Annotated in this window: 25 protein-coding genes; 14 read left to right on the top strand and 11 right to left on the bottom strand. The window is 66.4% G+C overall.

Annotated elements, in window-relative coordinates; all coding sequences use genetic code 11:
* Positions 1-11: 11 nt before the first annotated feature.
* Entirely contained in the window at positions 12-1,022 is a 1,011-nt protein-coding gene (locus C0R46_RS06670; protein WP_102958828.1) for an AAA family ATPase, read from the bottom strand.
* A gap of 200 nt (positions 1,023-1,222) precedes the next feature.
* On the opposite strand from C0R46_RS06670, the gene C0R46_RS06675 reads away from it, so the two are divergent.
* From C0R46_RS06675 to C0R46_RS06685, 3 genes are read left to right on the top strand one after another with little or no spacing between them, the layout of a single operon-like run.
* The gene (locus C0R46_RS06675; RefSeq protein ID WP_102958829.1) at positions 1,223-1,810 is read left to right on the top strand and encodes a DUF1285 domain-containing protein; all 588 of its coding nucleotides are present in this window, start codon (positions 1,223-1,225) and stop codon (positions 1,808-1,810) included.
* A complete protein-coding gene (locus C0R46_RS06680) occupies positions 1,807-2,439 on the top strand; it encodes a CoA pyrophosphatase (protein WP_102958830.1) in 633 nt (210 codons plus the stop codon). Before C0R46_RS06675 ends, C0R46_RS06680 begins: the two co-directional genes overlap by 4 nt.
* Positions 2,427-3,677, top strand: a complete 1,251-nt coding sequence (locus tag C0R46_RS06685) for a CCA tRNA nucleotidyltransferase (RefSeq protein WP_245413485.1) — start codon at positions 2,427-2,429, stop codon at positions 3,675-3,677. Before C0R46_RS06680 ends, C0R46_RS06685 begins: the two co-directional genes overlap by 13 nt.
* Before the next feature lie 103 nt (positions 3,678-3,780).
* On the opposite strand, the gene C0R46_RS06690 is transcribed toward C0R46_RS06685, so the two are convergent.
* Together C0R46_RS06690 and hemF are read right to left on the bottom strand one after the other, a co-directional pair.
* Complete coding sequence (locus C0R46_RS06690) at positions 3,781-3,957, bottom strand: DUF1059 domain-containing protein (RefSeq protein WP_102958832.1); 177 nt, start codon at positions 3,955-3,957, stop codon at positions 3,781-3,783.
* 85 nt (positions 3,958-4,042) lie between these two features.
* Positions 4,043-4,951, bottom strand: coding sequence for an oxygen-dependent coproporphyrinogen oxidase (gene hemF, locus C0R46_RS06695; protein WP_102958833.1), 909 nt, complete (start codon positions 4,949-4,951; stop codon positions 4,043-4,045).
* Between the two features lie 169 nt (positions 4,952-5,120).
* Between hemF and C0R46_RS06700 the strand changes: the two genes are divergently transcribed.
* Positions 5,121-5,375: a hypothetical protein gene (locus C0R46_RS06700; protein WP_102959237.1), complete on the top strand. Its 255-nt coding sequence runs from the start codon at positions 5,121-5,123 to the stop codon at positions 5,373-5,375.
* Positions 5,376-5,416: 41 nt separating this feature from the next.
* Here C0R46_RS06700 and C0R46_RS06705 read toward each other — a convergent pair whose 3' ends face one another.
* Entirely contained in the window at positions 5,417-6,349 is a 933-nt protein-coding gene (locus tag C0R46_RS06705) for an AraC family transcriptional regulator (protein WP_102958834.1), read from the bottom strand.
* A 70-nt stretch (positions 6,350-6,419) separates the two neighbouring features.
* Between C0R46_RS06705 and C0R46_RS06710 the strand changes: the two genes are divergently transcribed.
* Entirely contained in the window at positions 6,420-7,154 is a 735-nt protein-coding gene (locus C0R46_RS06710) for an SDR family oxidoreductase (protein ID WP_102958835.1), read from the top strand.
* A 34-nt stretch (positions 7,155-7,188) separates the two neighbouring features.
* Here C0R46_RS06710 and C0R46_RS06715 read toward each other — a convergent pair whose 3' ends face one another.
* From C0R46_RS06715 to C0R46_RS06735, 5 genes are all read right to left on the bottom strand, one after another.
* On the bottom strand, positions 7,189-8,787 hold the full coding sequence (locus C0R46_RS06715) for a sensor histidine kinase (protein WP_102958836.1): 1,599 nt from the start codon (positions 8,785-8,787) through the stop codon (positions 7,189-7,191).
* The gene (locus tag C0R46_RS06720; RefSeq protein WP_102958837.1) at positions 8,775-9,473 is read right to left on the bottom strand and encodes a response regulator transcription factor; all 699 of its coding nucleotides are present in this window, start codon (positions 9,471-9,473) and stop codon (positions 8,775-8,777) included. Before C0R46_RS06720 ends, C0R46_RS06715 begins: the two co-directional genes overlap by 13 nt.
* Before the next feature lie 15 nt (positions 9,474-9,488).
* Positions 9,489-11,081 carry a DUF4153 domain-containing protein gene (locus C0R46_RS06725; protein ID WP_157944569.1) on the bottom strand — a complete coding sequence of 531 codons (1,593 nt, stop codon included), beginning with the start codon at positions 11,079-11,081 and terminating at the stop codon, positions 9,489-9,491.
* 571 nt (positions 11,082-11,652) lie between these two features.
* A complete protein-coding gene (locus C0R46_RS06730; protein WP_102958839.1) occupies positions 11,653-12,045 on the bottom strand; it encodes an ester cyclase in 393 nt (130 codons plus the stop codon).
* A 133-nt stretch (positions 12,046-12,178) separates the two neighbouring features.
* A complete protein-coding gene (locus C0R46_RS06735; protein WP_102958840.1) occupies positions 12,179-12,556 on the bottom strand; it encodes a winged helix-turn-helix transcriptional regulator in 378 nt (125 codons plus the stop codon).
* 84 nt (positions 12,557-12,640) lie between these two features.
* Here C0R46_RS06735 and C0R46_RS06740 point away from each other — a divergent pair, with 84 nt between their 5' ends.
* Entirely contained in the window at positions 12,641-13,375 is a 735-nt protein-coding gene (locus C0R46_RS06740) for an SDR family NAD(P)-dependent oxidoreductase (RefSeq protein WP_102958841.1), read from the top strand.
* Between the two features lie 149 nt (positions 13,376-13,524).
* Here the strand turns inward: C0R46_RS06740 and C0R46_RS06745 are convergent, their stop codons facing one another.
* Positions 13,525-14,208 (bottom strand): OmpW/AlkL family protein, encoded by a 684-nt coding sequence (locus C0R46_RS06745; protein ID WP_102958842.1) that lies wholly within the window; start codon positions 14,206-14,208, stop codon positions 13,525-13,527.
* Between the two features lie 250 nt (positions 14,209-14,458).
* Complete coding sequence (locus tag C0R46_RS06750) at positions 14,459-14,974, bottom strand: tRNA (cytidine(34)-2'-O)-methyltransferase (protein ID WP_102958843.1); 516 nt, start codon at positions 14,972-14,974, stop codon at positions 14,459-14,461.
* A gap of 56 nt (positions 14,975-15,030) precedes the next feature.
* Here C0R46_RS06750 and C0R46_RS06755 point away from each other — a divergent pair, with 56 nt between their 5' ends.
* The 8 genes from C0R46_RS06755 to C0R46_RS06790 all read left to right on the top strand — a co-directional run bounded on the left by C0R46_RS06755 (position 15,031) and on the right by C0R46_RS06790 (position 24,522).
* Positions 15,031-16,989 (top strand): ABC transporter ATP-binding protein, encoded by a 1,959-nt coding sequence (locus tag C0R46_RS06755; protein ID WP_157944570.1) that lies wholly within the window; start codon positions 15,031-15,033, stop codon positions 16,987-16,989.
* Complete coding sequence (locus tag C0R46_RS06760) at positions 16,986-18,884, top strand: ABC transporter ATP-binding protein (RefSeq protein ID WP_102958844.1); 1,899 nt, start codon at positions 16,986-16,988, stop codon at positions 18,882-18,884. Before C0R46_RS06755 ends, C0R46_RS06760 begins: the two co-directional genes overlap by 4 nt.
* 481 nt (positions 18,885-19,365) lie before the next feature.
* Positions 19,366-19,926: a ubiquinol-cytochrome c reductase iron-sulfur subunit gene (gene petA / locus C0R46_RS06765; RefSeq protein ID WP_102958845.1), complete on the top strand. Its 561-nt coding sequence runs from the start codon at positions 19,366-19,368 to the stop codon at positions 19,924-19,926.
* A 21-nt stretch (positions 19,927-19,947) separates the two neighbouring features.
* Positions 19,948-21,264 carry a cytochrome b gene (locus C0R46_RS06770; protein ID WP_102958846.1) on the top strand — a complete coding sequence of 439 codons (1,317 nt, stop codon included), beginning with the start codon at positions 19,948-19,950 and terminating at the stop codon, positions 21,262-21,264.
* A gap of 22 nt (positions 21,265-21,286) precedes the next feature.
* Positions 21,287-22,246: a cytochrome c1 gene (locus C0R46_RS06775; RefSeq protein WP_102958847.1), complete on the top strand. Its 960-nt coding sequence runs from the start codon at positions 21,287-21,289 to the stop codon at positions 22,244-22,246.
* A gap of 85 nt (positions 22,247-22,331) precedes the next feature.
* Positions 22,332-22,874, top strand: coding sequence for an adenine phosphoribosyltransferase (locus C0R46_RS06780; protein ID WP_102958848.1), 543 nt, complete (start codon positions 22,332-22,334; stop codon positions 22,872-22,874).
* 14 nt (positions 22,875-22,888) lie between these two features.
* A complete protein-coding gene (gene bluB, locus C0R46_RS06785) occupies positions 22,889-23,551 on the top strand; it encodes a 5,6-dimethylbenzimidazole synthase (RefSeq protein WP_102958849.1) in 663 nt (220 codons plus the stop codon).
* A gap of 77 nt (positions 23,552-23,628) precedes the next feature.
* Positions 23,629-24,522: a 5'-nucleotidase, lipoprotein e(P4) family gene (locus tag C0R46_RS06790; protein ID WP_198598262.1), complete on the top strand. Its 894-nt coding sequence runs from the start codon at positions 23,629-23,631 to the stop codon at positions 24,520-24,522.
* Positions 24,523-24,535 lie beyond the last annotated feature (13 nt).

A 24,535-nucleotide genomic window follows, 5' to 3' on the forward strand; every position in this document is an offset into this window, starting at 1 on the left:
AAGAGGTCCGGCTATGCCGCGCGGCGCTTGAGGACGCCGATGACGTCCCGAACGCTCATACCTTCGGCGCGGGCGGCGAAGTTGAGCGCCATGCGGTGCTGCAGGATCGGCTCGGCAAGCGCCATGACGTCGTCGACCGAAGGGGCCAGGCGGCCGTCATAAAGGGCTCGGGCCCGCACGCAGGTCATCAGCGCCTGGCTGGCGCGGGGGCCGGGGCCCCAGGCGATGTGGGCGTCCGCCTCGGCATTGTCGTTGCCGGGGCGTGCCGAGCGCACAAGCGCAAGGATCGCCTCGACGACGCTTTCGGCCACCGGCATGCGGCGCACCAGCGCCTGGATGGCGCGCAGGCGCTCGGCGGTCAGCACCGCTTCGGCCTTGGCGTCGGCGACACCGGTCGTCTCAATGAGGATGCGGCGCTCGGCCGCGAGATCGGGATAGAAGACGTCGACCTGCATCAGGAAGCGGTCGAGCTGCGCCTCGGGCAGGGGATAGGTGCCCTCCTGCTCCAGCGGGTTCTGCGTCGCCAGCACGTGGAAGGGGGCCGGCAGGTCGTAACGCTCGCCGGCGACGGTCACATGGTATTCCTGCATCGCCTGCAGCAGTGCCGACTGGGTGCGCGGCGAGGCACGGTTGATCTCGTCGGCCATCAGCAGCTGTGCGAAGACCGGGCCGCGCACGAAGCGGAAGGAGCGCCGGCCGCTCTCATCCTGGTCCAGCACCTCGGTGCCGACGATGTCGGACGGCATCAGGTCGGGGGTAAACTGGATGCGGCGGGCGTCCAGGCCGAGCGTGGTGCCGAGCGTCTCCACCAGCTTGGTCTTGGCGAGGCCGGGCACACCGACCAGCAGCGCATGGCCGCCGGCGAGGATGGCAACGAGGCTCTGCTCGACGACGCTTTCCTGGCCGAAGATGACGCGGCCGACCGCCTTGCGCACCTCGGCAAGGTCAGCCAGCGCGCGCTCGGCCTCGGCCACCACCTCGGATTCGGTCATCGCGGCAGCTTGCGGCGCGAGCATCGTCATCGGCATTCTCCGTCGATCAACCGGGGGGCCGGGAGACGAGCCGCTGCGCCCTCCCGTGATGCCGCCATCAAATCCGTCCGCATCCATCCTGACAAGGATGCGTGGGCCAACTATCTGGTGACGGGCAAGCCGGGCCAAAATAAGACGTCACCAGCGCACCGCCCCTACATAGAACCGGCATGGCAGGACTGGAATGCCCGATGGAAAATCAGTCGCATAGCCGGGACGGGATAAGCCTGGAGGCGCTCGTCTCACGAACCGAGCGCGCCGGCCGTGGCGCGCCGCCGGTCGAGCGCTGGAATCCGCCATACTGCGGCGACATCGACATGGTGATTCGGGCCGACGGCAGCTGGACCTATTGCGGCACGCCGATCGGCCGCCCGGCCCTGGTGCGGCTGTTCGCCTCGGTGCTGCGCAAGGACGCAGACGGGCGGACCTATCTGGTTACGCCCGTCGAGAAGCTTGGCATCGCCGTAGAGGATGCGCATTTCCAGGCGGTGGAGATGAGCCGCATCGAGCGGGACGGCGAGCCGGTGCTGGTGTTTCGAACCGACGCCGGGGAGGTTGTGGAGGCAGGCACCGAGCATCCCCTGCGCCTGGTTGCGGATGAATCCGGCTTCCGGCCCTACCTCACGGTGCGCGGTCGACTGGAGGCGCGGCTGACACGTGCACTGGCCTTCGATCTTGCCGACTATATCGAGGAGGAGGACGGCCGGCCTATCCTCCGCTCCGGCGGCGCCCGGTTCGCCGTTCCGGCGGTCGAAGACGAAGAGACACGCTCCGCATGACCTATGCCCTGTCCGGCTTCACCGCCGAGGATCTGCGACGCCGCTTTGCCCGCCGCGGCACGGGCGGGCAGGATGCCAAGGAGTATGGCGACCATCTGCTCAATCCGGACTTCGTCCAGCTGATGGAGCGCAGCACCGCGCGCGAGGCAGCGGTGCTCGTGCCCGTGGTCGATCGCCCGCGGGGTGCCGACGTCATCCTCACCCTGCGCTCGTCGAGCCTGCGAAAGCACTCCGGCCAGATCGCCTTTCCCGGTGGCTCGATCGATCCGGACGACGCCTCGCCGGAGGCCGCCGCCTTGCGCGAAAGCGTCGAGGAGATCCGCCTTGATCCCCACTTCGTGGAGCCGATCGGACGGCTGCCGCGCTACGTCACCGGCACCGGCTTCCGCATCACGCCGGTGGTCGCCATCGTCCAACCCGGCTTCACGCTGCAGCCGAACCCGGCCGAGGTGCAGGAGGCGTTCGAGGTGCCGCTGGGCTTCCTGATGAACGAGGCCAACCACCGCCGCGAGAGCCGCCGCCTGGATGGGCTCGACCGTCACTTCTATTCCATGACCTTCGGCGACCGGAACATCTGGGGCATCACCGCCGGGATCATCCGGACCCTTTACGAGAGATTCTATCAGTGACACCGAAGATCGATGCGCCCTGGCTGCAGTCGTCGGCGCTGCAGGCCCTGCTCGGCACCTTGAATGCAGACGGGGAGGAGGCGCGGGTCGTCGGCGGCGCCGTGCGCAACACGCTGCTGAACCTGCCCGTCACCGATGTCGACGTCGCCACGACGACGCTGCCCGACGAGACCATGCGTCGCGCCGCGGCTGCCGGCTTCCGCCCGATCCCGACCGGCATCGACCATGGCACCATCACGGTGGTGACGCCCGAGCGACCCTTCGAGGTGACGACGCTGCGGCGCGACGTTGCGACCGACGGGCGTCATGCGACGGTCGCATTCGGGCGCGACTGGGCGGTGGATGCCGGCCGGCGCGACTTCACCATCAACGCGCTCTACTGCGATGCCGACGGTACCATCCTTGATCCAGCGGGCGGGCTTGCGGACCTGCCGGAGCAGCGGCTGCGATTCATCGGCGATGCCGCGGCGCGGATCGAGGAGGACTATCTCCGGATCCTGCGCTTCTTCCGCTTCTTCGCCTGGTACGGCCGCGGGCGGCCGGATGCCGAGGGCCTGCGTGCCTGCGCGCGACTGAAGGACGGCCTGCGCAAGCTGTCGGCCGAGCGGGTCTGGTCGGAGCTGCGCAAGCTGCTCGGCGCCCGCGATCCTTCGCGCGCGCTCCTGTGGATGCGACAGGCCGGCGTCCTCACGGTGGTTATGCCGGAGAGCGAGCGCTGGGGCATCGATGCCATCCATGGCCTCGTCACTGCCGAGCAGCAACTCGGCTGGTCTGCAGATGCGATGCTGCGGCTCGAGGCGATCGTGCCGCCGGACGAGGCGCGCCTCGCCGAGCTGGCGCGGCGGCTGCGCCTTTCCAACGCCGAACGCGACCGGCTGCTCGCCTTCGCGACGGCCGAGGAGCCGGTGGCGGAGGAAAGCGATGGCAGCTTCCGGCGCCGCCTCTACTTCGGGGACCGGCAGGCGGTGATCGACCGGCTGCGCCTCGCCTACGCCGCGGCATTGGCCAAGGGCGAGGAGGCACCAGGCGGGCTGTCGCGCGCGGCGATCCTGGCGCGCCAGCTGAGCGCGGCGGAGCGCTTCGACCCGCCGGCCTTTCCGCTATCGGGCGACGACCTTGCCGCAGCGGGGATTGCGGCAGGACCGGAAATGGGCCGGCAGCTGAAGAGCCTGCGCGATGCCTGGGTCGACAGCGGCTTCGTCATGACGCCCGAGCAACTGCTGGCTCGCCTCGAATGAAGTCCGAGGCCTGAATCGCGGGCAATAAAAAAGCGGGCCTCAGGCCCGCTCCAGTTCCGGATGTATTATGTCTTGAGGCCTCGCCGCCACGAGGCGGAGCCGGTCAGTTCGGCAGCTCCGTCGTCCTGTGCTGAAACGAGTCCATCATGTTCGGCGTGATACGATCGACGCCCAGCTGCTTTGCCTGGACCACGGCACGGCGGATGACTTCCGCTCGCGTCTCGGCCCGGATGACACGTTCGCAACCTGGGATGACGCCTGCGCAATTCAGTTCGTACATGACTGCTCCTCCCTTCGAGACACGTACCGACCCACAACGAGGATCTGGTCTCAAGGTTCAATGTACTACCGGATTTTAAGAATTCCTACGGCCATTTAACCAATGGCGGCATCGACGACAGGATGGATGCGACATTTCCGCCCGTCTTCAGGCCGAATAACGTGCCGCGATCATAAAGTAGGTTATACTCCACATAGCGGCCCCGGCGGATAAGCTGCTCTTCGCGGTCGTCTTCCGTAAAGGCAGATGCGGCATTCTGGCGCACGATGTGCGGGTAGACGACGAGAAAGGCCTTGCCAACGTCCTTGGTGAAGGCGAAGTCGGCATTCCAGCCGCCTGATTCGTCCGGCGAGTGCAGCCAGTCGTAAAATATGCCGCCGACGCCGCGCGCTTCGCCCCGATGCGGCAGGAAGAAGTACTCGTCGCACCACTCCTTGAACTTGTCGTAGTCGGCGACGGCCGTGTGCCGGTCGCAGACGAATTTCATCGCGCGGTGGAAGGACTGCGTGTCGGCGTCTTCCTGGGTACGGCGGCGCTCCAGCACCGGCGTCAGGTCGGCGCCCCCACCGAACCATTGGCGGCTCGTCACCACCATCCGGGTGTTCATGTGCACCGCCGGCACGTTCGGATTGCGCGGATGGGCGATCAGAGAGATGCCGGAGGCCCAGAAGCTCGGATCCTCCTCGGCCCCGGGAATCTGCTGGCGGAACTCCGGCGAAAAGGCGCCGTGCACCGTCGAGACGTGGACGCCCACCTTCTCGAAGACCCGGCCGTGCATCATCGCCATGACGCCGCCGCCGCCGTCTTCGCCGCGCTGCCATGGCGTACGCTCGAAGTGGCCGGGTGGAAGTTCGGTCTCTTGGCCGAAGCCCTGTTCGATCTCCTCGAAGGCGGCGCAGATGCGATCGCGCAGCGCCTCGAACCAGGCGCTCGCCTCGGCCTTCTTCTCTTCGATGTTCTCCGGCAGCCCTTCGGGCAGGTCGGGGCGCTGCATGCTCATTCCTTCTTCGGCGGGCGGTGGCATCAGAGCCGATCTGCCCGCCTCTTTGCTTGTCCTTCATAGTCCGGCGCGATGAATGCGCCGGATTCGCCTTGTGCGAAAGACGACGCTATCTTCGTCCCCGTCAAGCGCAATCCGGAAGCGTATGGAGTTCCACATCGCGATGAGCCGGTTTCCCCGCCCGCCTCTCCAGGCACTGGCGCGCCAGCTGCAGGAAACGCGGCGGCGCTCGGATGCAGCGCGCGACAGCTTCGTGCGCGAGACCTTCGTGCTGCCGCGCGAAGCGGCGCGATCCAAGGCCCGGGAGTGGCTGCAGCTCTATCCGAAGGCGGCCTATTGGAGCTCGGTGGAAAGCTGGCGCCTCCTGCCGGATGGGGCGGTGGAGTTCACCATGCGTCGCCTGCCAAGCGCCGACTGACGGCTGCTCGCGCCGCTTTTCAGCGCGGCGCTGGAGTTTCGTTAGCTTCCCACCGGTCGGGCAGCCCGGCCTCTCGGCGAGTGGCCGAAGATCGACCTGTAGGCATGGCCGAAGGCGCTTTGCGAGTCGTAGCCGACGGTCAGGGCGACGCTCTCCACACTGCGCCGGTCGTCGTTGAGCAACTGGCGCGCCATCAGCATGCGCCGGCGCTTGAGGTAGTCGAGGGGCGACTGGCCGACGAGATGCGCGAAACGTGCCGCAAAGGCCGAGCGCGACATCCCGACCTCGGCAGCCAGAGCAGCGACCGTCCAGCGGTGGCTGACATCGCCATGCATCAGCTGAAGCGCGCTGCCGATCTGACGATCCGCGAAAGCGGCGATCAGGCCGGCCTCTGGCGCGCCAGCGGTCATGGACGTGCGGACGGCCTCGACAAGCAGCATCTCCGCCAGCCGCGCCATCACCAGAGCGCCGCCGGGGCGCTGGTTGTCGGCTTCGCTGTCCAGAAGTCCGAGCGTCCGCCGGATCGCTTCGGCCGAAGGATCGGCACCCTTGATTGGCAGAAAGGACGGCAGCGCTCGGAGCATGATCTGCTGGTCGGCCAGAACGATACTGCCGCCGATCATGATCGTGTCGCCACCGCCGTCGCCGATCCGGGCGAGGTCAACGCCGGGCTCCTTGTAGAGAGGCGTTCCATCCGTCGGTTCAATGCCGGGATCGCTGGCGACGGCATAGGGCGTTTCTCCCAGCAGGAAGACGTCGCCAGGGCCAAGCGGCGACGGCGCGCGCTCCGGCACGAGAAGCCACGCATGGCCCTCCAGCAGCGCCACGAATTTCAGCCGTCGCAGCGGGGGGAAGGCGAGGGCCCAGCTGCCGGATGCCTCCAGCCGCGTACGGCGCGCCGTGCCTGCGCCGGCGGCAATGACGATCTCGAACAGCGGGTCGGGGAAAGGATTGGACGATCGCGACAAAGACATGGTGGCTCAAGTCTAGGGCTGCTCGTCACCGCCGCCTAGCGTCGGCACTCATCAAGCGAAGGAGATCGCCATGGGTATCGCCGACAAGGTCGTCGTCATCACGGGAGCCGGCAGCGGCATCGGACGTGCCACGGCACTCCATCTTGCCGCATCCGGCGCCAAGGTCGTCCTCGGCGCACGGCGGGAGGAGCAGATCGCCGGCGTGGCAGCCGAGATCGAGGCAGCCGGCGGGCAGGCGGCATTCCGCCGGACCGACGTGACCCGCCGCGACGAAGTCGAGGCGCTGGTCCAGCTGGCCTGCGAGCGCTTCGGCCGCTTGGACGTCCTCGTCAACAATGCCGGCATCGGCCCGATCTCGCGCTTTGACGCGCTCAAGGTCGAGGACTGGGATGCGATGATCGACGTCAACATTCGGGGCGTGCTTCATGGCATTGCTGCCGCACTGCCGATTTTCGGGCGGCAGAAGAGCGGCCACATCGTCAACATCGTCTCGACGGCCGGCCTGAAGATCGTGCCGACGATGGGCGTCTATGCCGCCACCAAGAATGCCGCGCGCACGATCACCGAGGCGCTGCGGCAGGAATCGGGTCCTAATCTGCGGGTCACCGAAATCTCGCCGGGCTTTGTGGCGACCGATTTCGCGGCTTCGATGACGGACGAGACCGTCAGATCGTCCATACAGGCGCGCATGGACACCATGGCAATGCCGCCTGAGGCGATCGCGAGAGCGGTGGCTTTCGCCATCGAGCAGCCGCCGGAGGTGGAGATCGGCAGCATCGTCGTCCGGCCAACGGCGCAGGACTGAGGCCGCCCGCGGCGATGGTTGGGGCGGCGCGCCGCTACGTCACGCCCGCTGCCCCGGTTTCTGCAGGAGGAGCCGGCGGCAGCTCGACCGTGAAACCGGCACCGGACGTCGTCCGGTCCAGGCGAATGGTTCCGCCATGCGCCTTCAAGAGCGCGGCGACGATGCCAAGGCCGAGGCCGGTCCCGCCTGTCTCGCGCCGCGTCGTGAAGAACGGCTCGAAGATGCGGTCGCGATTGGCCTCGGAGATGCCCGGGCCGTCGTCGCGGATCTCCACCGACAGACGATCCTCGCCCCGTCGCGCAGCCATCGCGACATGCCTCGCCCCATGCTTGGCGGCGTTGTCGATGAGGTTGGCGAGCACGATCGACAGAGCCTCGCCGGACATCGGCAGAGCGATGTCTCCGCCCTCGGCCAAGATCATCCTCAGCCCATCATCGAAGGTGAGAGAGGCCAGCACCTGCGACAGCGACGTCGTCTCGTTGGTGCGGTTGGCATTCTCGGCCCGCGTCAGTTCCATCAGCCGCTGCAGGAGACGGCCGAGCCTTTGCGCATCCGCGACGATGTTGGCCAGGAAGCGCTGGCGCGTCCCGGCATCCATTCCGTCGCCCTCGTCGCGCAGCAGCTCCGCCGCACCCTGGATTGCCGTCAGCGGGGATTTCAGCTCGTGCGACAGATGCGTCGCGAAGACACGGATCGCATCCGAGCGGCGGGCGAGTTCCTCGGCCATGTCGAGGAAGGCTTGCGACAGCTGGGCCATCTCGCGCGTGCCGTTACGGGCAAGCGGTTGCAGGGCGCCGGCATCGCCGGCCGCAATGCGCGCGGTGCGACGACGCAGCTCATGCATCGGTCCGGTAATGGTCCGGATGAAGACAAAGGCGATGAGGAGCGTCGCGCCAACGATGCTCAGCATGGCGAGCGCCATCTTGCCGCGCTCGCCATAGAGATGCTTCAGGATGTTGTTTGGCGTACGTGACAGGTAGAGCGCGCCGGCGATCCGGCCCTCGACGATGATCGGCATGGCGACGAAGACGCGGATGCCGGTTCCCCGGCTGATCGAGTAGAGCGGCGGATCCGGCTCATCGGATATGCGCCGCCGCAGGATGCTACGATAGCGGCCGGACAAAGCGCTCTGCACCTCCTCGACCGCCGCCAGCGATGCGCCGACTTCGCTGCCGCCGGCGATGACGATCCCGGCCGGGTCGAGCAGGCGGAAGCCGGTCAGCGTCGCTTTCTGCGTCTCCGCCAGGATGCCGGCCATGCCTGCGCCAGCTGCCGCGAAGGGCGAGGGAGCATTTGTCGGCTGCGCGTCGGGCCGCGGCGGCAGGATCGGATCGACCGCCAAGTCGAGCGTTGGCTCGATCGGCCGATACCGCCCGAAGCGGGGATCGGCGTCCTCCTGACGAATAACGGGGCCGAGGGGTGGGCGCTGAGCCAGTCCTGACAGATCCCGGGCATAAACGGCGGCAAGGGCGGCGCCTTGCGCGATCAGCTCCGCCTCCGTCTGCCGCACCAGCTGGTTCTCGTAGAAGCGGAACAGGAAGAGGCTCGCCAGCGGCAGGCTCAGCACCGTCAGGAGAATGGCCGAGACAACGAGGCCGACGGGCGGGCGCCACTTCTCCGTCACGCGTCGCATCGGCCGAGCCTGAAGCCGACGCCATGCACCGTCTCGACGACGTTGCTGCCGCCGGCCGCTCCGAACTTGAAGCGGATGTTGCGAATGTGGCTGTCGATGGTCCGATCGGAGACGTGGACGCCGTCGGCGTGGCTGGCCTCCATGATCTGCTGGCGCGTCACCACATGCGATGGCCGCATCAGGAAGCGCCGCAGGATCGCAAACTCCGTCGATGTCAGCTCGACGCCGCGGCCATCGAAGGTCGTCGTGTGCTGGGCCGGATCGAGCGTCAGGCGCCCGTGGCTGATTGCGGGAGCCACCGGCTCGGGCTCCGCCGTCCCCGGCTGCAGACGCCGCAGGATGACCTTCACCCGCGCCACCAGCTCACGCGGGCTGAACGGCTTGGTGACATAGTCGTCGCCGCCGATCTCGAGACCGAGGATGCGATCGATCTCCTCGTCGCGCGCCGACAGGAAGAGAATCGGCACAGTGGAGGTCTTGCGCAGCTCCCGGCAGACGTCGAGCCCGTCGAGCTCGGGCATGCCGATGTCGAGCACCACGAGGTCGGGCCGGCGGCGCTGGACCTGCCGCAGGGCGGAGGCGCCGTCCGGTGCGGTCTCCGTCTGCATGCCCGCCTTTTCCAGAGCGAAGCAGATCACGTCGCGGATGTGCGGGTCGTCATCGACGACGAGGATGCGCGGTGCCATCGTCTGCGTGCTCCGTCACCATGGGAAGGGCGTCCAGCGTCGGCCGCCGAGCCTGCTGAGCTCTAGATATCGAGAGAGGCGCTCGCTGCGAAAGGTCCAGGATCGCCAGCGTAGCGCTCGGGCTCTGTGACGAGAGAGGAGGATATCTCGCGCAGACTGGACATCGATCATCTTGCGAGCTTCCCAGCCGCCCTGAGGGATCGGGCGCGATCTCATAGCCTCGAGCAGCGTATCCAGCGCTGGCAGGGCGGATGGTCCGAGCGCGGACAGATGGTCGATGTCGAGGAATGCGCCCGTGCCGGTCATCTCACGGCTGTGCTCGACGTTGAAGCGGGCGATCAGCGCGTCGAAGTCGGCGAAGGCGCAGCCATAGATCATTCCGGCCGCCACGGTCAGGTTGGTCATGACGAGCCAGTCGTTCGATCGGGCGAGCGCGATCCTGGCCACGATCAGAACCAGCCCCACCATCACGAGCGCCATCCACAGGAAGGCCGCCACCCGCCAGTGCGTCAGGGCATAGACATCGACATAGAGGTCGAGGCGCCGCATCGCGGACAGGACAAGGACGACCGTCTGCGCCGTCCAGAGGTAGACCAGCGCCCGGATCCAGCGATCCGATGCGGCTGCCGAGCCGGGTCGCATGGCGAGGAGCACGAAGGCGGCGGCGCAGAGGGCGGTGGCGACCAAAGTGTAGGCGCCACGATGGGCATATTCGGCATAGGTGATGCCGTCTGGCAGCGCCTTTCCGCCCCAGAGATAGAGACTGTCGAGGACGGTCTGCACCGCGAAGACCGCATTGAAAAGGACAAGGGCGCGCAGGATCGAGTCGGCGCCGAAAAGCGTGCTGGAAAAGCCGGAGGGCAGGGCGGGCGGTTCGTCCGAGGCGCGGGCTGCGGGCTCGGATGGCCGTATGGCTCGACCACTGAGATGGCGCAGCCGCGGACGCAGGAACGGCCAGATCAGCACGAAGGCCAGTATCCAGAAGATCAGCCGCGCCGGCTCCAGGAGGTCGATAAGGGCAGAGAGGTCGATCAGCCACAGCCAGTGCTCGACGATCGGATTGCCGGCGCCGAGCAGGATGATGAAGCCTCCTGCCAGGATGAGCGGCATGATCCAGACCGTCCATCGGACAAGCCGGCCAGCCGACATGCGCCGGGCGTCGCGCAGGCTTTTTGCCGCGCGGCGACGGCGGACCTCGTCCAGACAGAACGCAGCTGGACTCGTGACCAGGAAGCGCAGCACCGCCCTTGCTGCGGCAGGTCCATGAGGCAGCCGCCCGGCAGCCGCGAGCGCGAAAGCCGCCAGACAGGTCAGCCCGACAACGACCTGAAGCCTGCCCACCGTCTCTGCCAAGGCAAGCGCCGCGCCGGTCAGAAGTATCGCCGTCGGTATAGCCGAGACACCCAGCGACCGGCGATTGCAGAGGACGACGCCCAACCCGACCGTCAGCAGAAGAAGCGGCACCGGTAGCCCGATCGGTTGCGTGAGGGTGAGGCCGCCCGGTCGCTCGAAGGAGCGGAACAGAAGGAAGTCCGCCGCGGTGGTCAGAAGCAGTGCGGCCACGGCGTAGTCGCGGAGCCGCGGGGCGGCGAAACGGGCGGGTGTCATTGCGGATTGTCCTCGGCTGGTCGAACGGAGTGGCTCGGCTCGCGGACGATCGGCGGCGGGCTCGCAGCCGGCCGGAGCGGGTCGACCAGCCACCAGCCGTCGCGGCGGAGGCGATCGGGGATCGGGGAGCCCGGCGGCGGGACAGGGCGACGTCGGATCGTTCGCATGCCCCGTTCTCGCAGGGCCGCCAGCATCGCCTTTGCGCGACCTGCGCAGGCTTTTAGGATTTTCGTGCAGGATGTGTGCAGGCGACCGGCCCGCGCGGATCAGCGGGACGGGCTGCGATGCGGGTCGAAGCGGCGCGACCGTCCTCAGCGGCTGACCGCTCGCCATTGACCCGCTGCCTCTGACCGTCGCGGTCATCGAGCAGGGGGCATTAGTGAAGGACGGGTCGTGGACGCCGCAAGCCTGGCGGGCTGAACGTTGCCGGAGGGCTACTCGGCCCCAGCCTTTGCCGGCATGAGGGACGGCTGGTATCGGCTGATCGAAGCGCTCTCGCGCAAGGCCTCTGCAGGCGTGCCGTCAGCAACGGTGCGGGCGCGCGTCCAAAGGAAAAGATCGCTGACCTTCGTTACGCCGCGATCTGGCGTTCGACGGCAGCCTTGTCGATCACCGACCGGACTGAGACGATCTTCGATCCCCCGAATTGGTAGAAGACGTTCTCCGCAAAGGAGATCCTGCGGCCGTTGACCGGCAGCCCGAGAAACGCGGCCCTTGGATGGCAGTCGAACACGAGTCGTGCCGCGACGTGCGGCGGCTCACAGACCAGTGTGTCTATCCGGAAGTGCAGGTCCGGAATGTCCGCAAAGTCCTTGACCAGCATGGCGCGATAGCCAGCCAGGCCGAGCGGTCTGCCATTATGCTCAACATCGTCGTCGACATGCAAACCGAGGTTCGGCCAATCCTGCCGATTGAGGCAGTCGATATAGGCGCGGTACTGGTCGGCTAACGGGCGAGGGGTCAATGCGGCGGCTCCTTGCTCCGGCGGGTCAATCGAGGGGCGTTGCGGTTCGCCGGATGAGGCAGCCCTGATCGGCACCGCGCCGGCCGCGCTTGGCAAGCCACCTCAAAGCCGTACCGATCATCGCCCGTGATTGTCACGCCTTGGCGTCTGCCCAGTCTTCCCGCTGCTGCAGGACGTGCGTGACCTCGGCGACATGCTCCGTGCCCCAGTTGCAGAGTGGCGTGAGCGCCTCGGCAAGCGAGCGCCCCAGCGGCGTCAGCGCATAGTCTACCCGCGGCGGCACCTCGTGATAGTCGGTGCGCATGACGATGCCGTCGGCTTCCAGCTCCTTCAACTGCTGGATAAGCATCTTGTCGCTGACGCCACGAACCGCCCGCTTCAGCTCGCCATAGCGGTTCGGGCCTTGCAGCAGGAAGTACAGGATCAGCGGCTTCCACTTGCCGGCAATGACGCGCAGCGTTGCGTCGAGTCCGCAGCTGAATCCGGGCGGTGGTGCAAGGGTCGAGGACATGATCGGGTACTTACCAAAAGGTGCATACTTGTCTATAGGTGTGTAGCCAGCCAGCTATAGGCCACCTTAACAAGGAGGCGTGACATGAACAGGCTGGACGGCAAGACGGCAGTGATCACGGGCGGCGGAAGCGGCATCGGCCTTGGTGCCGCCCAGCGCTTCATCGAGGAAGGCGCATTCGTTTACATCTTCGGACGGCGGCAGGATGCGCTCGACGCCGCGCTGGAGCAACTCGGACCGAACGCCCGCGTCGTGCAGGGCTCGGTGACCGACCTTGCCGATCTCGATCGGCTGTTCGAGACGGTGAAGGCGGAGCGCGGCACGCTCGATGTCCTATTTGCCAATGCGGGCACCGGTGATCTTGCACCTCTCGGCGAGATCACGCCTGAGCAGTTCGACCGCACCTTCGGCGTCAATGTCAAAGGTGTGCTCTTCACAGTTCAGAAGGGCCTGCCGCTGATGACGAAGGGCGGCTCGATCATCCTGACGGGATCGACCGCGGGATCGATGGGCACGCCGAGCTTCAGCGTCTACAGCGCTACCAAGGCCGCGGTCCGAAACTTCGCACGCAGCTGGGCACAGGATCTGCGCGGCACGGGCATTCGCGTCAATGTTCTGTCTCCTGGACCCACCCGCACGGAGCTGGCGATGGACGTCGTGGGCAGCGAGGTGATGGAGTCGCTCGGCGGTACGACGCCGATCGGTCGCCTCGGCGAGCCGTCGGAAAACGGCGCGGTCGCAGCGTTCCTCGCCTCCGATGACAGCAGCTTCATGACGGGCAGCGAGGTCTTCGTGGACGGCGGTCTCGCGCAGATCTGATGCGCTGACCTGGCGAGGTCGAACGTCGAGAGACGATGGCGGCGTCTGGGCAGTTCTGCTTGGTGACATTGCTGGGGTGCCGCAAAGACAAAGGCCCTGCTTCCGTCGGGAAGCAGGGCCTTCTGCATGTCGCTCAGGTCCGCCGCGGATCAGAACCGGTAGGTGATACCGGTACCGATCAGCCAGGGATTCAGCTTGGCCTTGCCGGAGAGTTCTGTGCCGCCGAGATTGGCGGTCCAATCTGGCGCCAGGAAGACCTTCTTCACGTCGGCGTTGAAGCCCCAGTGATCGTCGATCATGTAGTCGAAGCCGACCTGGAGGGCCGCGCCCCATTCGTTCTCGATGTCCATGTCAGAGAACGCGCCGGAGTCGTGCTGGTTGTAGAAGATCGTGTAGTTCACGCCGGCGCCGACATAGGGCTTGAAGGCGCCGAAGTCGGTGAAGTGGTACTGCAGGGTCAGCGTGGGCGGCAGCACCCAGGTCTTGCCGACTTTGCCGAGGCCGGCGATCGAGTCGTCCGTCCAGACATTGGCATAGGTCGTGCCAAGGATCAGCTCCGCCGCGATATTGTCGGTGAAGTAGTAGCTGATGTCGAGCTCGGGGATGACGGTGTCGGAGTAGGTCAATCCGGAATCATCGATGCCGTCGACATAGCCTTCATCGTCGGTGATGACGCCGAGCGCGCGCAGGCGTACCTGCCACGGGCTCTTTGCCGTCTCTACCACCGTGGCTTCCGGCACGTCGTTCGCAACCGCCAGGTCGGCGGCGATCGCCTGGCCCGCAGTCAGCAAGAGGCCGGCCGCTGCGGCCCAGCCCAACGCTGTCGTCTTCATCGTCATCTCCTTCAACGTCCACCGGCGTCTCAGCCGCAGGCGGACCATGGGGAGGAGGGGACGCTGACTGTTTGCGCTAGATCAATGCGCGGCTAATCATTAGCCAATCACGGCGCCGTGATCGAGCACTGTGACGAAAATGCAACGGAACTGCCGCCTGGGTTCTACTCCTGCTGCCTGTCCGGATCGTAGTCCCCATAGGCTGACGCCGGAACTAGTCGATTCCCGATCATCGCGAGTCGCTTGGCCGTCAAGTCCGCGCAGTCTTGGTGCGTGACCACCGCAGCTGCCGCAGCGCTTCGCCGGCGGTCATGCCGACGGAGACGGCCAGGTTTAGCGAGCGGCTGCCGGGCTGCATCGGGATCAGCAGCCGTGCATCGGCATCGTCATGCACCGCATCCGGCACGCCGGCGCTTTCCCGACCGAACAGCAGCACGTCGCGGTCCTCGAAGATGAAGTCCGTGTAGGGGCACGCGCCCTTGGTGGTGAGGAGCACCAGCCGCCGCCCGGCGGCGCGTCGCGCCTTATCAAAGGCGGTATAGTCGACGTGACGGCGGAGCGCCGCCTGCTCAAGGTAATCCATGCCGGCCCGCTTCAGGGCGCGGTCGGAGAGGTCGAAGCCCGCCGGCTCGATCACTTCGACGGGAAGGCCGAGGCAGGCGCCGAGTCTGAGGATCGTGCCGGTATTGCCGGCGATGTCGGGCTGGAACAGCGCGATGGACAGGTCGCCTGCCTCGGCGGCAGCCTCGTGATCGGTGGCGGTCATTGCTGCTTGTCCCCATGACGCGGCGCCTACAGCTGCCTATATCGGAGACCTATTGCATGGCGCGAGTGCCTCCCCGGCACGGCCGCCTGCCGCCGATTGGAAGCGATTACGTGTCGATCTTTTCCTTCTTCGAGCGGCTCGTCGACCCGTTCCCGGAAGGGCAGCGCAAGGCGAGCCCTCCTACAACCCTGTCCGCTTTCGTCTGGCATCACGCCAAGCCGGTCTGGCCGATGCTGCTGATGCTCGCCATCACCACGGCGGCGATCTCGATCATCGAGGTGTCGCTGTTCGGCTTCCTCGGCAGCCTCGTTGACTGGCTGTCGGCGCAGTCGCGCGAGACCTTCCTGCAGCAGGAATGGCCAACGCTTGCGCTGATGGCCTTCGTCATCCTCGTGGCACTGCCAGGCGTCGTGTTCCTGCAGTCGCTGGTCTCGTTCCAGGCGCTCGCGGCGAACTTCCCGATGCGCTTCCGCTGGACAGTGCACAACTGGCTGCTCGACCAGTCGCTCGCCTTCTTCCATGACGAGTTTGCCGGCCGCATCGCCACCAAGATGATGCAGACGGCACTCGCCGTGCGCGAGAGCGTGGTCAAGACGATCGACGTCATGCTCTACGTCGCGGTTTACCTCACCGGCATCGTCGTGCTCGTGGCCGCGGCCGACTGGCAACTGGCGCTGCCTTTCGTCGTCTGGGTGATGCTCTATGCCGTGATGCTCGGCTACTTCATCCCGCGTCTGCGCAACATCTCGATCGCTCAGGCCGATGCGAGAGCGCTGATGACAGGCCGCGTCGTCGATGCGTATTCCAACATCGGCACGGTGAAGCTGTTCTCGCACACGACGCGCGAGGCGACCCACGCCAAGCGTTCGATGCGCGAGTTCATCGGCACCGTATACGGCCAGATGCGGCTCGTCAGCGGTCTCTACCTCTGCCTCTACGCACTGAATTCGCTGCTGCTCTTCGCCATCGCCGCCACCGGCATCGCCCTGTGGCTGGACGAGCTCGTCAGCGTCGGCGCCATCGCCATCGCCGTCGGTCTGGTGCTGCGGCTGAACGGCATGTCCCAATGGATCATGTGGGAGGTGGCGCAGCTCTTCGAGAATATCGGCACCATGCAAGACGGCATGGTGACCTTCTCGCAGAGCCGCGCGATCACCGATCGTCCGGATGCCGTCGCGCTGGCCGTGCCCGAGGGACGGATCGAGTTCGACCGCGTCAGCTTCGCCTATGGCAAGGCCGGCAACGTCATCAAGGATTTCTCGCTGACCGTCCGTCCCGGCGAGAAGATCGGCATCGTCGGGCGATCCGGCGCCGGCAAGTCGACGCTTCTCAACCTCCTGCTGCGCTTCTACGAGGTCGAAGGCGGCGCCATCCGCATCGACGGCGCCGACATCCGCGACGTCACGCAGGCTTCGCTGCGCCGGCAGATCGGCATGGTGACGCAGGACACCTCACTGCTGCACCGCTCGATCCGCGAGAACATTCTCTACGGGCGTCCGGATGCCAGCGAAGCGGAGGTGCAAAAGGCTATCGAGCGGGCCGAGGCCGCGGGCTTCATTGCCGATCTCGCCGACAGCGAGGGTCATGTGGGCCTCGATGCCGAGGTGGGGGAGCGCGGCGTCAAGCTCTCCGGCGGCCAGCGCCAGCGCATCGCGATCGCCCGCGTCATGCTGAAGGACGCGCCGATCCTCCTCCTCGACGAGGCGACGTCGGCCCTGGACTCGGAGGTCGAAGCCGCGATCCAGGAGAATCTCTATCGCCTGATGGAGGGCAAGACGGTGATCGCGGTCGCCCATCGGCTGTCCACCATCGCGGCGCTCGACCGGCTGGTGGTGCTCGACCGTGGCCGCATCGTCGAGGAGGGCACCCATGCCGAGCTGATCGCCTCGGGCGGCATCTACGCCCAGCTCTGGCACCGGCAGGCCGGCGGCTTTCTCCCCGAGGACGAGGATCAGGCCGACCTTCCCGCCGGCGCCGCCGAGACCGCTTCGGACAGCCGGGCGGCCGCGGAATGATGGACCGCTTTCTGCAGCGCTTCGAAGGCGTCATCGATCCATTCGGAGACGATGGCGAGACGCCAGAGGAGGCGCGTGCCAACCGCACCGGCCATCTGAAGGCGCTGCCGTCGGAGACCAACCGCTTCATCTGGCACTTCGCCAAGGCGGCCAAGTGGCCGCTCGCCGGCCTCCTCGTCACTGGCGGCCTCACCGGCGGAGTAGAGGCGGCGATCTATACGGGCGTCGGCTGGCTGATCGACGCGCTGGAGAAGGGCTCGCCGGCCACGCTCTTTGCCGAGCACGGCTGGCTCCTTCTCGGTCTCGTCGTGCTGACACTGGTGGCGCGCACGCTGGTGCTGGCCGCCGCCTCGATCCTCGAGGAGCAGGTGATCTCGCCGAGCTTCTACAATCTTATCCGCTGGCAGAGCTACCGCCGGCTCATGGACCAGTCCTACACCTTCTTCCAGAACGATTTCGCCGGGCGGCTCGCCCAGAAGGTGCAACAAGTCGGCCAGGCGACGGGCGACTTCATCACCACCACGCTGCAGACCTTCTGGTCCTTCGTCACCTTCATTCTTCTCAGCATCACCATTCTCGGCGCCCTCGATGTCTGGATGGGCGTGGTGCTGGGCGTATGGTCGCTCGGCTACTGGTGGATCGTGCAGAACCTGCTGCCCGAGATCCGCGAGCGCGGCCGCGAGCGCGCCAATGCCAACTCGGTCTGGACCGGCCGTGTCGTCGACAGCTTCACCAACATCCTGTCGGTCAAGCTCTTCGATGCCACGCGCAGCAACGACGCCTTCGTGCGAGACGGCTTCGAGCGTTTCGTGGAGGCCAGCCGACGCATGACCCGTTCGCTGACGAGCGTGCGCACGGCCGTCGCGCTGCTCAACGGGCTCATGATGGTCGGCGTCGGTGCCGTCGCCGTCATCGGCTGGCGCGCCGGCAGCATCTCCACCGGCGGTGTTGCGACAGCGCTCGGCCTGGTGCTGCGGCTGAACCAGATGTCAGGCTGGATGATGTTCAACATCAACGCGCTGGTGCGCAACTACGGCACCATCCAGGATGCCGTCACCACGGTTTCGGCGCAGCCGACGCTGGTGGACAGGCCCGATGCCGCCCCGCTCGTAGCCGGCCAGGGTGCCGTCACCTTCGACCGCGTGACCTTCCACTATGGCAAGGGCGGCGGCGTCATCGACGAGTTCAGCCTGACGATCCAGCCGGGCGAAAAGGTCGGGCTCGTGGGTCGCTCAGGCGCCGGCAAGACGACGCTCGTCAACCTGCTTCTGCGCCTCTACGAGCTGGAGGGCGGGCGCATCCTGATCGACGGGCAGGACATTGCCGGTGTGACGCAGAGCTCGCTACGCGCTGCGATCGGCGTCGTCACGCAGGACACCTCGCTTCTACACCGCTCGATCCGCGACAACATCGCCTATGGCCGAGTTGGTGCCGATGAGGGCGACATCCTGTCGGCCGCCGAGCAGGCGAGCGCCGACGACTTCATCCCGACCTTGCGCGATCCAAAAGGGCGCTCCGGCTACGATGCCTATGTCGGCGAGCGCGGCATCAAGCTCTCCGGCGGGCAGCGCCAGCGCATTGCCATCGCCCGGGTGCTCCTGAAGGACGCGCCGATCCTGATCCTCGATGAAGCGACCTCGGCGCTGGACTCGGAAGTCGAGGCGGCGATCCAGGAGAACCTGACCACGATGATGGAGGGCAAGACGGTGATCGCCATCGCGCATCGCCTCTCCACCATCGCAGCGATGGACCGCCTTGTGGTCATCGACAAGGGGCGCATCGTGGAGGAGGGGCGCCACGCCGACCTCATCGCGAAAGGCGGCCTCTATGCCGCTTTGTGGAACCGGCAGTCCGGCGGCTTCCTCGATTCGGCCGCAGCGGAAGCGGCCGAGTAGGGGCGCCTGCTCGTCCGTCACGACTGCGAGGCAACATCCAGCCAAAACGCAGCGCATCACCAGCATGACGGCTCTGCGGACAATCCTGGGCCGGCACTAATTGCGGCGACGCCTACCGGCTTGCCGGGTGCTGCGAGAGACAATCAGAACGTTGGCGAGCCGGAACTCTCGCCTGCCGCCGCAGCAATCCTGCCCCTCTTGAAGCAGGTCATTCGGCCGCACGGATGAGAGGAAGTTCCACCCTCCTGCGCCCCGCCGTCGCAGCGACGCGCGAAGCTTGCGCAAAGGCTGCGTATTCCGGCGCTCTTAGACTTGTTCCAGTCTGGACAAGGGACGACCCTCCACCTAAGAAGTCGCGAACGATCGACCATGGTCGCAGTCGCGCCGCATTTTCGCGTCTGCCGGCCACTTGCCGGTCGATGCGGATTTCGCGAAAGAGCGTGGCCGGCAAGCACGGCAGAAGTGCAAGGAGAGTGTTCCCGTGAGCGCGAACGAAACCCTCGAACCGACCCGCCGGGACTTCTTGTACATCGCGACCGGCGCCGTCGCGGCCGTTGGCGCCGCGTCCGTCGCATGGCCGTTCATCGACCAGATGAACCCGGATGCGGCGACCCTCGCGCTCGCCGAGATCGAGGTCGACGTCAGCCAGGTTGCCGTTGGTCAGTCGATTACCGCCAAGTGGCGCGGCAAGCCGATCTTCATCCGCCAGCGGACGCCGGAAGAGATCGAGGCGGCCAAGACCGTTTCGCTCGACGAGCTGAAGGATCCGGTCGCGCGTAATGCCAATCTCGGCGCCGACGCGCCGGCGACCGACGAGAACCGCTCGGCCAAGGGTAAGGAAGCCTGGCTGGTGATGGTCGGCGTCTGCACGCATCTCGGCTGCATCCCGCTCGGCCAGTCCGGCGACTACAATGGCTGGTTCTGCCCCTGCCATGGCTCGACCTACGACACGTCCGGCCGCATCCGCAGCGGCCCGGCGCCCGAGAATATGGCGATTCCCGCCTTCGAGTTCATTTCCGACACGACCGTGCGCATCGGCTGATCCGGGAGAAACGATAAAGTCATGGCTGGTCATTCCTCCTACGTTCCTTCCAACGGCTTCACGCGGTGGATCGACGCGCGTCTGCCGCTGCCGCGCCTCGTCTACGACTCCTTCGTTGCCTACCCCGTCCCGCGCAACCTGAACTACGCCTATACCTTCGGCGGCATCCTGGCGCTGTTCCTGGCGGTCCAGATCCTGACTGGCGTCGTGCTCGCCATGCACTATGCGGCGGCGACGGGCCTGGCCTTCCAGTCCGTCGAAGCGATCATGCGCGACGTGAACTGGGGCTGGCTGCTGCGTTACATGCATGCCAACGGCGCGTCCTTCTTCTTCATCGCCGTCTACCTGCACATGTTCCGCAACTTCTACTACGGCTCCTACAAGGCGCCTCGCGAAGTGCTGTACATCCTGGGCGTGATCATCTTCCTCCTGATGATGGCGACCGCCTTCATGGGCTATGTGCTCCCCTGGGGCCAGATGAGCTTCTGGGGCGCCACCGTGATCACCGGCTTCTTCACCGCCTTCCCGATCATCGGCGACCCGATCCAGCAGCTGCTGCTCGGCGGCTTTGCCGTCGACAACGCCACGCTGAACCGCTTCTTCTCGTTGCACTATCTGCTGCCGTTCATGATCGCCGGCGTCGTGATCCTGCACGTATGGGCGCTGCATGTCGTCGGTCAGACCAACCCTACCGGTGTCGAGGTGAAGTCGCCGCGTGACACCGTGCCGTTCACCCCGCAGGCCACCGTCAAGGACGGCTTCGCGATGGTGGTGTTCCTGTTCGTCTTCGCCTGGTTCGTCTTCTACATCCCGAACTTCCTCGGCCATCCGGATAACTACACCCCGGCCAACGCGCTGAAGACGCCGGCTCACATCGTGCCCGAGTGGTACTTCCTGCCCTTCTACGCGATGCTGCGCGCCATCACCTTCAACATCGGACCCATTGATTCCAAGCTCGGCGGCGTGCTCGTCATGTTCGGCTCGATCATCGTCCTCTTCTTCCTGCCCTGGCTCGACACCTCGCGGGTGCGCTCCACCGCCTTCCGGCCGATCTACAAGATCTTCTACTGGATCCTCGTGGCGGACTGCATTCTCCTGGGCTGGCTCGGCTCGCGTCCGGCAGAGGGCATCTATCCGACGCTGTCGCTGATCGGCACGATCTACTACTTCGCGCATTGGCTGATCGTTCTGCCGGTGGTCGGTCTCATCGAGACGCCGCGCAAGCTGCCGAACTCCATCGCCGAGGCGGTGCTCGGGCCGGACCGCGGACTGGGAACCGGCACCGGCCATGGTGCGGCTCCGACCGGAGCCGTGACGGCGCCGCAGGTCAAGGGCTGAGCGCGGACTGAGGGGAACATCCATGAAAACGCTACTCTCAGCCGTCCTCGCAGCCGGCCTTCTCTCGACAATGCCGCTGGCGAATGCCCAGCAGGACGCGGTCACCCCGGCGCCGACCCAGCCTGAGGCCGGGGCTGCGGCTCCTGCCGCACCTGCAGGCGAGGCCGTAGCGCCCGACGCGGCCGGTGGCCACGGCGGCGAAGCGGAGGAGCACCACACGGTGCACTATCCGCTGAAGCATCCCGCCAGCCTCGACTGGTCCTTCGCGGGCATGTTCGGCCACTGGGACGTCGCCCAGCTGCAGCGCGGCCTGAAGGTCTACAAGGAGGTCTGCTCGGCCTGCCACTCGATGAACCTCGTGGCGATGCGCAGCCTCGGCGCGCTCGGCTACAGCGAGGAGCAGGTGAAGGCGTTCGCCGCCGAGTACACCGTGCAAGACGGACCGAACGGCGACGGCGAGATGTTCGAGCGCAAGGCGATCCCGTCGGATCACTTCCCGGCGCCGTATCCGAACCCCGAGGCGGCCGCTGCCGCCAACAATGGCGCGGCTCCGCCGGACCTGTCGCTGATTGCCAAGGGGCGCGCGGTGGAGCGCGGCTTCCCCACCTTCATCTTCGATATCTTCACCCAGTATGCCGAGAGCGGGCCGGACTATGTCCACGGGCTTCTCACCGGCTACGGCCAGGAGCCGGCCGCCGACGTGGTGATCCAGCCGGGCACCTACTACAACCCGTACTTCATCTCAGGTCCGGCGCTGGCGATGCCGCCGCCGCTCTCGGCCGATCAGGTCACCTATGATGACGGCACGCAGCAGACGGTCGACCAGTATGCCCGCGACGTCTCGGCCTTCCTGATGTGGGCCGCCGAGCCGCATCTCGTGGAGCGTAAGCAGACCGGCTTGATCGTCATCCTGTTCCTCGCTGTATTCGCCGGTATGCTCTACATCGTGAAGCGACGCGTCTGGGACGGCATCGCCCACTGAGGCGGCGTCACGGATCGAAAACTCGGAAGCGGGGGGCTGCGGCCCCCCTTTTCATGTCTGCGGGCTGGAAGAGGGAGACAGGATCATGAGCGAGACAGCCGAAGACTTCGCCGCAGCGATCCGCACGATTCCGGACTATCCGAAACCCGGCATTCTCTTTCGCGACATCACCACGCTGCTCGCCGATGCCGCTGTCTTCCGCAGTGCGGTTGACCGTCTGGTCGACCCCTTCAAGACGAGCGGTGTCGACAAGGTTGCGGGTATCGAGGCGCGGGGCTTTATCCTCGGCGGCGCTCTGGCGCACCAGCTGCAGGCTGGCTTCGTTCCCATCCGCAAGAAGGGCAAGCTGCCGCACGAGACGATCCGCATCGCCTATTCGCTCGAATACGGCCTCGATGAGATGGAGATGCACCGTGATGCGGTGAAGCCGGGCGAGCGCGTGCTCCTGACTGACGATCTCATCGCCACCGGCGGGACGGCAGAAGGCGCAGTGAAGCTGCTGCGCGAACTCGGCGCCGACATCGTCGCCGCCTGCTTCGTCATCGACCTGCCGGATCTCGGCGGCCGCCGCAGGCTCGAGGCGCTCGGCGTCGAGGTGCGAACTCTGGTGGAATTTCCCGGGCACTGAGCGAGACCATCGTCATGACGGCACGCAGCGACCAGCCGGACGCCGAGCCGATCTTCGATGAAGCCTTCCGCAGGACACTGACGCAGCTTCTGGCATGGCGGCGGGACGTGAGGTCCTTCGATCCACGGCCTGTCGATCCGGCGGCTTTGGCGGCGGCCTTGTCCTCCTTCGATCTGGCGCCCTCCGTGGGCAACAGCCAGCCCTGGCGCCTCGTCACGGTGAACGACCCAGAGCGGCGGGTGCGGATCCGCGACAGCTTCGAGCGTTCGAATGCATCGGCCCTGCGGGCGCAGGCGACGGAGCGGGCAGGACTCTATGCTTCTCTCAAGCTCGCCGGGCTCGACCAGGCGCCGGTGCATCTCGCCGTCTTCTGCGACGAAGATTGCGAGCAGGGGCATGGTCTGGGCACCCGAACCATGCCGGAGACGCTCGCCTATTCCACCGTTGCGGCGCTCACCACCTTCTGGCTGGCCGCCCGCGCACACGGGATCGGCGTCGGATGGGTCTCCATCATCGAACCCGATGTTGTCAGCGCCGTTCTCGACGTTCCTGCGGAGTGGCGGCTGATCGCCTATCTCTGCGTCGGCTATCCCGCCGCTGCCGACGACGTGCCGGACCTGGAACGGCGCAGCTGGCAGGCGCGGGCGCCTTTGGCATCGAAACTCATCCGCCGCTGAGCAATCGGTCGCGATGGGCTTGCCTGAAGTTCCCGGATAGGCTGCAGTGGGCCGGTACCTCAGCCGGAGCGAAGGCCATGCAGCCGAAGATCGTCGTCTTTGCCATCATGGCTGCCGTCACACCCGCAACCTGCGTCTTGGCACAGGAGCCGGCGGCAGAAGTGGCGCCAGCGGCGGCGGCTGCGGTGCCGGACGCAGCTGCGCGGGCTTCGCCGAACGACCTCCTCAACGCCGCGCTCTGGATGCAGTCGTCCGTTGAATACAAGGCCACTGCCATCGGCATCTATGCGCTGGCGCGATCCAAGCTGGACGCGGCGATCGCAGACAAGGCCGCCAGCGCCCTCGACCAGAACGGCGCAGCTGAGCTGCCGCCGGCCATTATCCTCGATCTCGACGAGACGGTGCTCGACAACGCTGCCTATGAATCCGGCCTCGTCACCAGCAACCACGACTACAGCTCCAAAACGTGGGGTCAGTGGGTCGATGCCAAGGCGGCCAAGGCCGTGCCGGGCGCCTTGGACTATCTCACCTATGCCGATTCCAAGGGCGTGAAGATCTTCTACGTCACCAATCGCAATGCGAACCAAGAAGAGGCGACGCGCGCCAACATGCAGGCCCTCGGCTTTCCCATGGGCGGCAATGTCGACACTTTCCTGATGTCGCGCGAGAAGGGCTGGCGCTCGGCCAAGAAGACGCGGCGCGACTTCGTGGCGAAGGACTACCGTGTCGTCGCGCTTGTCGGCGACAACTTCAACGACTTCTCCGATGCCGCCTCCGGCACGCCGGCGGAGCGCCTCTCCGCCTTCGACGGGGTGAAGGCGCATTTCGGCACCGACTGGTTCATGCTGCCCAACCCGACCTACGGCTCGTTCGAATCGGCGCCCTACGGCAACGACTTCCGTCTGCCGGCTGAGAAGAAGCGGCAGGCCAAGATCGAGGCGCTGGAGCCATGGGTGCCGACGGGGGAGTAAGGTGTGTGCCGCG

The sequence above is a fragment of the Mangrovicella endophytica genome (genome assembly GCF_002893625.1).
Classification (GTDB): domain Bacteria; phylum Pseudomonadota; class Alphaproteobacteria; order Rhizobiales; family Rhizobiaceae; genus Mangrovicella; species Mangrovicella endophytica.